The sequence below is a fragment of the Aquipuribacter aurantiacus genome (assembly GCF_051216895.1).
In the GTDB taxonomy this organism is placed as follows: Bacteria; Actinomycetota; Actinomycetes; order Actinomycetales; family JBBAYJ01; genus Aquipuribacter.
On the sequence record NZ_JBPKAO010000009.1, the window covers coordinates 1 to 1158 of the forward strand.

Sequence of the window (1158 nt, forward strand, 5' to 3'; positions counted from 1 at the left end):
CGGCTGCTGTCGGGACGTGGGCCGGTGCGGGTGGTGGTCGTCCCCAGCTGGGTGGGTGGGTGGTGAGTTGTTGGCCGGTGGGGGTGGTCCAGGTGGTGGTGCCGTCGGGGGTGATGGTGAGGGTGAAGCCGGCTTGGTGCTTGCACTGGTGGTGCAGGCGGCACTCGGTGGCCATGGTGGTGTGGCAGGTGGGGCCGTGGGGGTAGGGGGTGACGTGGTCGAGGTCGCAGGCGGTGGCGCGGCGGCGGCAGGTGGGGAAGCGGCAGGTGCGGTCGCGGGCGCGGATGAGGTCGGCGACGGCGGCGCTGGGTCGGTAGGTGGTGTGGCGGGTGGTGTCGGCGCCGCACCCGGTGACCGGGCCAGTGCTGNGGTGGGGCCGTGGGGGTAGGGGGTGACGTGGTCGAGGTCGCAGGCGGTGGCGCGGCGGCGGCAGGTGGGGAAGCGGCAGGTGCGGTCGCGGGCGCGGATGAGGTCGGCGACGGCGGCGCTGGGTCGGTAGGTGCTGTGGCGGGTGGTGTCGGCGCCGCACCCGGTGACCGGGCCAGTGCTGGCACTGAGGCTGCTGGTGCTGGTGCTGGTGCTGGTGCCGGTGCTGGTGCTGGGGCTGGGGCTGGTGGTGGTGCTGGTGGTGGGGTGGGGGGTGGTGGCGGTGATGTGGCCGGTGGTGGGGTCGGTGGTCCAGCGGCGCCAGCGGGCGTCGGCGGCGAGGGCGCGGGCCAGGGGGGCGGGGATGGGGCCGTGGCCGTCGAGGTCGCCGGGTTCGTCGCCACCGGCCAGGACGGTGTCGGCGGTGGCGATCAGGGCGAGGTCGATGTGGACGTTGTGGGCGCGGGTGAGGTCCTCGGAGGTGCCGAGGAGGGTGGCGAGGAACACGTCGACGCGGGTCTGGTCCAGGGTCCGGGCCGCGTCGGGGCCGGACGCCGAGGCGTGGGTCTGCGCGGTGGCGGCGGGGTCAAGCCCGCGGGTGCCGGCTGGGTCCTGTCCGCGGGTGCCGGTGCGGGGGCCGGCGGGGGTGCTGGTGCGGGTGCCGGTGTGGGTGTCGGCGTGGAGGAGGTCGCGGGCGGTGGTGTCCAGGCGGGTGAACGCGGCGTGGAGGAGGTCGGCGCGGCCGGTGATGGACAGCAGGGCCATGCCGTCGGGCAGGTTCCGCAGGCTGCA